This is a genomic window from Streptomyces sp. NPDC050704 (assembly GCF_040654355.1).
Lineage (GTDB): Bacteria > Actinomycetota > Actinomycetes > Streptomycetales > Streptomycetaceae > Streptomyces.
Genome location: NZ_JBFAHW010000217.1, coordinates 1 through 8620, shown reverse-complemented (window position 1 = coordinate 8620; position 8620 = coordinate 1). Strand labels below are relative to the sequence as shown.

7 protein-coding genes and 2 pseudogenes are annotated in these 8620 nt (G+C 69.6%); 2 read left to right on the top strand and 7 right to left on the bottom strand.

Going from position 1 to position 8620, the window contains the following annotated elements; genetic code table 11:
• The 6 genes and pseudogenes from AB0I18_RS50855 to AB0I18_RS50830 all read right to left on the bottom strand — a co-directional run.
• Positions 1–182: SDR family NAD(P)-dependent oxidoreductase (locus AB0I18_RS50855; RefSeq protein ID WP_363112682.1), on the bottom strand; the 182-nt coding region annotated here is incomplete at its 3' end.
• A gap of 633 nt (positions 183–815) precedes the next feature.
• Positions 816–1385, bottom strand: coding sequence for a TetR/AcrR family transcriptional regulator (locus tag AB0I18_RS50850; RefSeq protein ID WP_363112681.1), 570 nt, complete (start codon positions 1383–1385; stop codon positions 816–818).
• A gap of 199 nt (positions 1386–1584) precedes the next feature.
• Positions 1585–2241, bottom strand: coding sequence for a hypothetical protein (locus tag AB0I18_RS50845; RefSeq protein WP_363112680.1), 657 nt, complete (start codon positions 2239–2241; stop codon positions 1585–1587).
• A gap of 37 nt (positions 2242–2278) precedes the next feature.
• Entirely contained in the window at positions 2279–3910 is a 1632-nt protein-coding gene (locus AB0I18_RS50840; RefSeq protein ID WP_363112679.1) for an IS200/IS605 family accessory protein TnpB-related protein, read from the bottom strand.
• 301 nt (positions 3911–4211) lie between these two features.
• Positions 4212–4418, bottom strand: a pseudogene (locus AB0I18_RS50835) (IS630 family transposase); the annotation flags it as partial.
• A 280-nt stretch (positions 4419–4698) separates the two neighbouring features.
• A complete protein-coding gene (locus AB0I18_RS50830; protein ID WP_363112678.1) occupies positions 4699–5454 on the bottom strand; it encodes an SDR family oxidoreductase in 756 nt (251 codons plus the stop codon).
• A gap of 128 nt (positions 5455–5582) precedes the next feature.
• On the opposite strand from AB0I18_RS50830, the gene AB0I18_RS50825 reads away from it, so the two are divergent.
• On the top strand, positions 5583–6017 hold the full coding sequence (locus tag AB0I18_RS50825) for an Rrf2 family transcriptional regulator (protein ID WP_363112677.1): 435 nt from the start codon (positions 5583–5585) through the stop codon (positions 6015–6017).
• 1054 nt (positions 6018–7071) lie between these two features.
• Entirely contained in the window at positions 7072–8301 is a 1230-nt protein-coding gene (locus tag AB0I18_RS50820; RefSeq protein WP_363112683.1) for a cytochrome P450, read from the top strand.
• Between the two features lie 176 nt (positions 8302–8477).
• On the opposite strand, the pseudogene AB0I18_RS50815 reads toward AB0I18_RS50820, so the two are convergent.
• A pseudogene (locus AB0I18_RS50815) lies at positions 8478–8620 on the bottom strand (TetR family transcriptional regulator); the annotation flags it as partial.

Genomic DNA, 8620 nt, shown 5'->3' with positions numbered 1-8620 from the left:
GCCGACTTGTCGCTGACCACGTCGAGGTCGAAGAACGTCACCCCGCCCAACGGCGCGACCCGCGAGGTGTCACGGCCCGTGCCGGCCACCTCGAAGCCCGCCGCGACCAGCGCGAGCGCGGTTTCCCTGCCGATGCCGGAGGACGCGCCCGTCACCAGGGCCACCGGCCGATTCGTTGTCATCATGCACTCCCGAAGTCCTTTTGGAAACCGATCGGTTTCTCGTGTCCTCACTGTAAACCGATCGGTTTCCAATGCACAAGCTCAAGCACCGAACTGATCCCAGGCCGCGCCACCGGCCGCCCTCAGGTCGAGCCGACCGGCACCCGCCGGCATGGCAGCACGGGCCGGACGAGGAGGCAGGGGAGAGAGGTGAGAGCGTCATCCACGCGCCGCGATCGCCGAGTTCACGCTCCAGCGCTGCTACGGCACCTCTACCGAGGCGATTGCCTAGCGTGCCGGTGTCACGCAGCCGTACCGCTTGCGACTCCTCCCGGGCCAGAAGGCGATCGCCGTCGCAGCCTCGACGCGGGGGGTGGAAGACGCCCGCCCGGCTGTCGAGCCACCAGACCGGCTGGCCGGCTGACTGGCTGGCCGAGGCCCCGGGAATCCATGCCCTGTCGCTGGGCACTGATGGATGCCGACAAGGTCACATCCCCGTGCCCGGCTGCCCATCAATTCCCTTACGCTCACCGGACTTCGCCCCGAGTGCCGGAGAGCCAGGGCATGAAGCCATGCAGGCCGCGTCGGCCACCCGAGACCGGCATCAGCCCGGAGAGCGCATCAGTCACCGAACCTGCCCGGAAAGACGCTGCGTCAGCGCATGCCCGCCGCATCGAGCAGGGCGGCCACAGTGGGCGCGATGAGCCCGGTCAGGCTGTCGGCGCCGATCCCCGCACGGGCGCCGGCTCCGTCGAAGACCAGGATCAGCTGGCGGGCCAGCAGGTCGGGATCGCTCGCGCCACCTCGTTCGGCCTCGGCACGGAAAAAGGCCGTCAGCCCTCCCTTGATCCGGTGTGCCACCTGGCTCGCGGGGTGACCCTGGTCCTTCAGCTCGATCTGCACAGCCAGGTACCGACAGCCCTGGAACTCGGGCTCACCCGCCTGCAGTTCCACGCGCTCGAAGACGTGCACGAGCCGCTCACGGGGTGAACGCTCGTCATCCGCCGCGGGCAGGGCCCTCGCCACATAGGCGGAGGAACGTTCCTCCAGGCTCGCCGCGAGCAGTTCACCCTTGCTCTCGAACAGCTGGTACATGGAGCGCTTGGACACCCCCGCCGCCTTGCACAGCGCCTCGACGCCGACACCGACGCCGTCCCGGTAGGCGAGCGTGGCCGCCGCTTCCAGCAGCCGCTCCCGGGGACTTTGCTTCGCCTTGCTGGTCACATTGCGAGGTTAACTCGATTCCACCAGAATGGAAACCGATCGGTTTACGAAGGCTTGCCGGCGACATCCGTCCGACGCTGACGCCCTTAACTACGGACTAAGGTTCGCCAGGGTGTCGGTTGGGACGGGCGGCCCGGTGCGCTCTCGCCGCGGTAAGGGCACGATCATCGGCCTGGCCGCGGCTGAAACCGATCCGCTCCTATGACCGGGGTGTGCTGACCCAGCGCCACGTGGTGGGACGAGGGTGCCCCGGCAGTTCGGCGCGGCCGGTGGCCCACAACAGGGTGAGCCAGGGATCCGCGCCGCCCGGGGCCTCGGGAAACAGACGGTCGAGTACTCGTGAGCAGAGAGCAGAGGGCGGGGTCCAGGCAAGCCCGAAGCCTTCCGCCACATCGTGCATGTGTACCAGCGTCTCTACCACCCCCATCGCCGCGAAGCCTTCGGGGTCCGACACCCCGGCGGCGTGGTGGGCGCGGACCCGGGGCGGCGTCGTACGCACCATGGCGACCAGCAGCGCGCCGCACGCCTCCAGCACCTGCACCAGGCCGGCCGGACCCGCATCGCGGTCCGCGAAGACGAAGACCGCGGGTCCGTCCGTCCTCTGCCGGCTCAGCGCGAAAGGCACATGGGTGTCCAGCGGCGGGCTCTGCGGCCCCAGCTGCACGGCGTAGTAGAGCAGGTCGTTGGCGAGGTGCTCGACGGTCTCCCAGCAGTCCCACTCCAGCGAACCGGCCTTACCGCCCCACCCCTCGCGGGGTGCGTCCCGAAGGTTGTCCACGACGAGCCGCACGGCAAGGTCGACGTCGTCCGCGGTGACGGGCGACAAGACTGATCCGGTGTCGACTGATCGAGACATGGCAGCACCGTATCGCGAGGGAAGAGGGCAACCGTTCCTAGTCAGTGAGCAGGAGTGAGTTTTGGACCCAGACCTGGTCACTGCGGACATCCCGAACGGTGTTGGATGTCCTGGTCGCCCGCTTTCGCTCCGCGTCCGGTGACACGGATCGTGTCCGTGGTCCGGGGATACGGGGGCGGGTTTCCTCACGCTCGCAGGTCTCCGGTCGGGCCTGGACGGTCCGATGCCCACGACGATCACTCTGGTCGGGGTGGGGCGGTGCCGTCCGTCGCCGGATCGGATGCCCGAGGGCGCGTCGCCCGACCGCGATGCTCGCCGCATCGTGCCGGGAAATCTTACGAGTTGGGGTGGTCAGCGGCTGCTGCCAGTGCTGAGCACCCCAGCGGGAGGTGTAGGCCGGGTCGACCGCGACGACGACGAGGTCCTGCTCGGCGGCCATCGACACCAGGCGGGCCTTGAGCTTCGCGGTGGGGAAGCGGGACAGCAGGCGGCGGAAACGTTTGTTGCGGCCGTGCTGCTCCCGGCTCCTTCCGTCGGTGAAGTCGAGGTCCTCGATGGCAATCGCGGCCGCCCCACAGCGTCGGCTGTAGTGCAGCAGCCGGGACAGCGCGTGCCGGAGCTGCGCGTCCCGGTGCTCCGCGGTGCCGGTCAGGTCGTAGAAGAAGCGGCGCGGTTCGCCGACCGGGTTGCCGTGCACATCAAGCTGCCAGGCGGCCAGGTGGTCGTCGTTCATGTCCACCGCGACCACGCCCCGGGCCAGCGCCGCCTCCAGCGGCAGGACCGGGGTGACGGCGCGCTGCCAGGAGGCGGTGACATACCAGCGGCCGCGTGCCGGGTCGTGGTGGACGCGGTAGGCCACCGCCCGATGGGCGGTGATCCGGTCCCGCCACTCCTGCCCGCGGTGCTGGAAGCGCACGGTCGCGTCCAGCACGTACCGGCCGTGCGGCGCGTTCGCCAAGTGGCCCAGCGGGGCCGGGAGCTTGAGCGACAGCTGTCCGGTGTCGGTGACCCGGATCGTCTCGTTGCCGAACCGTTTACCGGACTCCCCGTCCGCGGTCAGGAACATTCGCGCGGCCTGCCAGCGTGCCCGCCACGCCGCTTCGTCCAGCCCGGCCGCCGCCAGATGATGGCGGGCGTGCGCGAGGCGCTTGCCGCCGCGCACCACCCGCACCCGGCCCGCCTTCCAGTCTGCCTCCACCGCGGCCAGTCGGTCCTTCAGGGTGTGCAGGCGGCGGGACTTGGCATGCCACTCACCCCGCGAGGCATACCCACGCACCAGCCCTTCGCGCTTACTGGACTTGGCGCCCAGCGGCCTCGCCAGCCGCGCCTCGATCGCGGCGATCTGCCCGCGCAGCCAGCCCACATGGGCCGCCTGCCCGCGCCTCGCCAGCGCCCACTGGTCCTGGCTGGCCTTGGTGATACTGCCCGCCCAACGCGCCGACGACCGACCCGTCAACGCCCGCTTGCGCACGGCCCACGAGGCCGCGTCGTGACCCAGCCCCTGCCGGGCACGTACCACGAGATCCCCGGCCGCCAGCGAGCCCAGGAACACCCCGACCTCCGTCAGCACCGCCGCGTCCGCCGCGCTCACCCGCAGCCGGTCCCGGATCGCCACCCCGGCCGGACCGGGCACCACGAACGACGCCGCCAACTCCCGCAACCCACCCACCCGTCCACCCCCGCCCGGAGTTCGAAGATTCACCGTCACCGCAGTCAACGAGACCAACCCGCAAAGGTCACCCATTCGACCCAAGAACTCCCGTTCCCCCCGAGAATCAGGGACCCAGAACACACCCATGGCGGCACAGACCCCGGCCCGTGCGGACGACCGGGCCCACACCTCCGCCCCCGCCACTCACTCACACTCGCCCAAAGTCACTCCCACTCACTGCACCGGCAGCAGTTCCCAACCCCTTCGAGCTGGTGCGGTGACCGGAACCGCTCACCGGGTCGCGATCCCACGCTGCGGTGGCAACTGGTCGTCCGCCCCGGCGGATGCCCCTCTCGGCGCGGACGCGGATGCGGATGCGGGCGCGTTCGCGTCGCTGGGCGGCCAGGACATCGGGATGGCGGACGTTCTGGTTGCGCCAGCGCGGGTAGCGGTACAACTGCCGTGTCTGGACGGTGCGGTTGGGGCGGTCGGGGTGGTTCGAGTCGGCGAGGGTGCGGCGAGCCAACAAGACGAAGACGTGGTGGAGTTCGATACGTCGTTCCCAGCGGACCGCGAGGCGTTTGAACCGGTGGAGCAGGGCGAAGGCCTGCCCGGCGACTGGCGGAGCTTGCCCGAGCGCCGGGCCCTTGATGTTCGGGGAGCCCTTGCGGAAGGTCACCGCCTGGATGCAGCGGCGTCGCGGCTCACCGCGCACAGCCTTCGAGTCGTACGCCTTGTCGCGGGTCGTCGGCGGTGCGCGCCCCGAAGGTGTGATGTCCTTCGGGGCGCGCGGCTGGGGTTCGGGGTCAGGCGTTGTAGCCGCCGTGGGCGTCCAGCACCGCGCCCGTGACGTACGACGCGGCGGGGCTCGCCAGAAAGGCGATCGCCGCGGCGATTTCGTCGGGGTGTCCCATGCGTTGCAGGGACAGCGAGCTGAGCAGGGCCTTGAGGGTATCGGGGTCCGGCGGTTGCATGCCGCTGTCCATCAGTCCGGCTTCCACGACGTTGGCCGTGATGTCGCGGGGCCCGAGGTCGCGTGCGACCCCCATGGTGTACCTCTCGATGCCTGACTTGGTCGCCGAATAGTCGGCAACGCCCGGGATGCCGACCCGGGAGCCCAGTCCTGAACTCACCGTGATGATGCGGCCGCCCGTGCGCAGCACGCGGGAGGCGGCCCTGATGACGGCGATCACGCCGAGGTAGTTGGTGGCGTGCATCCGGTCCAGTGCGGCGGTGTCGGCGTCCGGGTCGTCCACCGTGCGGCCCTGCTCCACCGAGATCGCCGCGTTGTTGACGAGGATGTCCAGGCCGCCGAAGTGCGCGACCACGTCGTCGATCAGCGCCGGCGCCCGGCTCGTGTCCGCCTGGTCGGACTTGAAGGCGACGGCCTTGGCTCCCTTGCCGTGCACCTCGTCGACGACGGCCTGCGCCTGCTTCTCGGAGTTGACGTAGGTGAAGGCGACGTCGGCGCCCTGCTCGGCCAGCAGCCGTACGGTCGCGGCTCCCAGTCCGCGCGACCCCCCGGTGACCAGGGCGACCTTGCCCATGAGTGACTTGCTCATTCTTCTCACCTCATTGATTGACCCTTTCCGGCAGTCGCAACGTTAATTGTTACGACAGACTGTTGCAACCTTCGCTGTTACGACTGGGCTGTCGTAACATGAAGCGTTGCAGCCGACAGGAGGAGTCCATGAGCGCCAACAGCAGGCTGACCATCGCCGCCCACGCGCTGGCATGGATCGGCCTCTACCAGCGCCAGGGCCATGAGGTCGCCACCTCCGAGCAGATCGCGGCCAGCGCGAACACCAACCCCGTGGTGATCAGGCGGCTGCTCGGCGAGCTGCGCAGGGCCGGGCTCGTGGAGTCCCGGCGGGGCGTGGGCGCGGGCTGGTCGCTGGCGCGCGAGCTGGAGTCGATGACCCTGCTCGACGTGTACGAGGCAGTGGAAACCGGCCCGCTGTTCGCGATGCACCGCACCACCCCGGACCAGGAATGCGTGGTGGGTCACGGCATCCAGCCGGCGATGCAGGGCATCTACGAGGGCATCGAGGCGACCCTGAGGCACGAACTGGCCCGCGTCACGCTCGAGAACGTACTCCGGGACGTACTCGCGGCACCTCGCTAACCTCCCCGGTACGCCCTGGCATCACCAAGATCCCCACCCACGCCCAAGCCGGTGAATAGCCCGGCAACCAGTCACGCCAAAGACCGTTGCGCCATCTATCGCTCCAGGACCAGCCTGTCGGTTCGCACTCACCGTCGCGGAGCGGGCCCTTGGGCGGATGAGCGAGCAGCTCGCCGACGAGCGCGCCTCTGTCGCGCCGGCGCCCGGGCAGGTGGGCGGACGGGCGGTGATGCTGATCCCGCACCTCAGGCGTGGAGGAGACCACCCTTCCGCCGGACTACCAGCGCATCCTCGCCGCCGTGCGGCGGGCCGCCGGTCCGGTCATGGCCCGGCAGGCCGGCGACGCGCTGGGAATCGACGTCAGCGTGCGGGCCAAGCAGGTCACAGGGCGTGTCGCCGTAGCTGAGTACGCACTGCACCTACCGGTGACGCCCTGTCGGACCCGGTCAAGTGGTAGGCCCCCGTAGCCGGTTACAGCGGATCCGGGGAGCAGCAGGCGGTGCGCGCCATGCCGATCGCGTCTTCGCCACGATCAAGAAGGATGCCAACGAGAACACCACGCGGGTTCATGACGCCACAGTAGCCAAAGCCGCCTGGCACCTCGCCGGACGCGGTGTGACGCCGGGAGCCCGGCCACAGCCCCGGAAACCGCAGACCTGCCCTCCCGGCGGGCGAGTAGCGGACCACCACTGTGGTGTGTGGATGGCGCCGCCCCGAACGAACGAGTGGTCCCCACTCTGCGGTCACAGAGTGCCGTTACCTCTGGAAAAGGGCGATGAGCATGGGATGAGACCCGGCGACAACTGCGCTCCGAACGCCGCCGGCAAATGTGACACGGAAAACCTGTCACAGCGCAGGGACGCATCCGGTCAATGGAGCGGACGCGATTGGAACAGTCGTGACGTTCAGTGACCTCAGCCCTTGCGCCAGCCCAGCATCACACCGTGGAGCACAAGCCCGGCCGGAACGCTCTCCACCGCGCCCTGACCACCCTGCCCGTCGTGTTCCCCACCATCACCACGTCCGTCTGAAGGGACCTTCCACTGTGACAACCCTGCCCACGGCCCCGATCTTCCTCGACCCCACCGGCGCCAACGCGCACGATGAGCACCGGCAGCTGCGTGCCCACGGCCCGGCGGTCCGCGTCGACATCCTTGGCGTCACCGCCTGGTCCATCACCGACCCCACACTCCTCAAGGGCCTGCTGAAGAGCCCGAACGTGTCCAAGGACGGCCGGGCCCACTGGCCGGAGTTCGGCGACGCCATACAGACCTGGCCGCTGGCCCTCTGGGTGGCGGTCGAGAGTATGTTCACCGCCTTCGGCGCGGACCACCGGCGCCTGCGGCGCATGATCGCGCCCTTATTCAGCCACCAACGCATCGCCGCCCTGCAGCAGGACGTCGATGCCATCACCGCCGGCCTTCTCGACGACATCGAAGCCCTCCCGGTGGACGAGGCCATCGATCTGCGCGAGCACCTCGCCTACCCGCTGCCGATCGCGGTCATCTGCCACCTCATGGGCGTGCCCGCCGATCAGCGAGTCGCCTTCCGCACGGTCGTCGACGGCGTGTTCGACACCACCTTGACCGCCGAAGAGTCCGCTGCGAACAGCGCCGCACTGTACGAAGCCCTCGACAAACTCATCACGGCCAAGCGCACCACGCTCGGCGACGACATGACCTCCCTCCTCATCACCACGCGCGACGGGGAAGGAGACGGCGGAAGCCTGTCGGAGGCCGAGCTGCGCGACACCCTGTTGCTGATGATCAGCGCCGGATACGAGACGACCGTCAACGTCATCGACCAAGCCATCACCCAGCTCCTCACCCACCCCGACCAGCTCGCCCACGTCCGAGTCGGCCGTGCCAGCTGGAACGACGTGGTCGAAGAGGTCTTACGCCTTGAGCCGGCCCTCAAACATCTGCCCCTGCGCTACGCCGTCACCGACATCGAACTGCCCGACGGTCAGATCATCGCGAAGGGCGAGGCGATCCTCGCCTCCTACGCCGCGGCGAACCGCCACCCCGACTGGCACGGGGAGACCGCGGACGCATTCGATGTCACACGCACGGTCAAGGACCATTTGGCCTTCGGCCACGGCTTCCACTTCTGCCTCGGTGCACCTCTCGCCCGCCTCGAGGTCGCCACCGTGCTCAGCGCTCTCTTCGACCGGTTCCCCGAGATCGAACTCGCTGTCCCGACCCAGGAGCTGAAGCCGCTCGCCTCCTTGCTCAGCAACGGCCACCAGGCCTTGCCCGTCCGCCTCCGGCCAACGGCCGCCTGACCGCCTGACCGCCTCCACTGCGGCTTCCGGGCCGGGTGCCCCGTCGGGGGTACGGGGCCGGTGGTCTGCGGCCGCCGTGTGGGCGCGAGTGACCGGCAGTGATGCCGCAGGCAGGCAGCGGGGCCCGAGGGCCGTAGGCCGTGTGCCGTGTGCCGTGTGCCGTCCGGGACGGTGCGTCAGAGCATGGCGAGCCGGTCCACCAGCAGCGCCGTCCTGCGCTCGGCGTCCTGCGGCGGGAGCCGTCCCGCTCGGGTCAGGGTGGCCAGTCCGTGCAGGGACGCCCAGAACGTCTCGGTGAACAGCTCCGGGCGCACGCCGT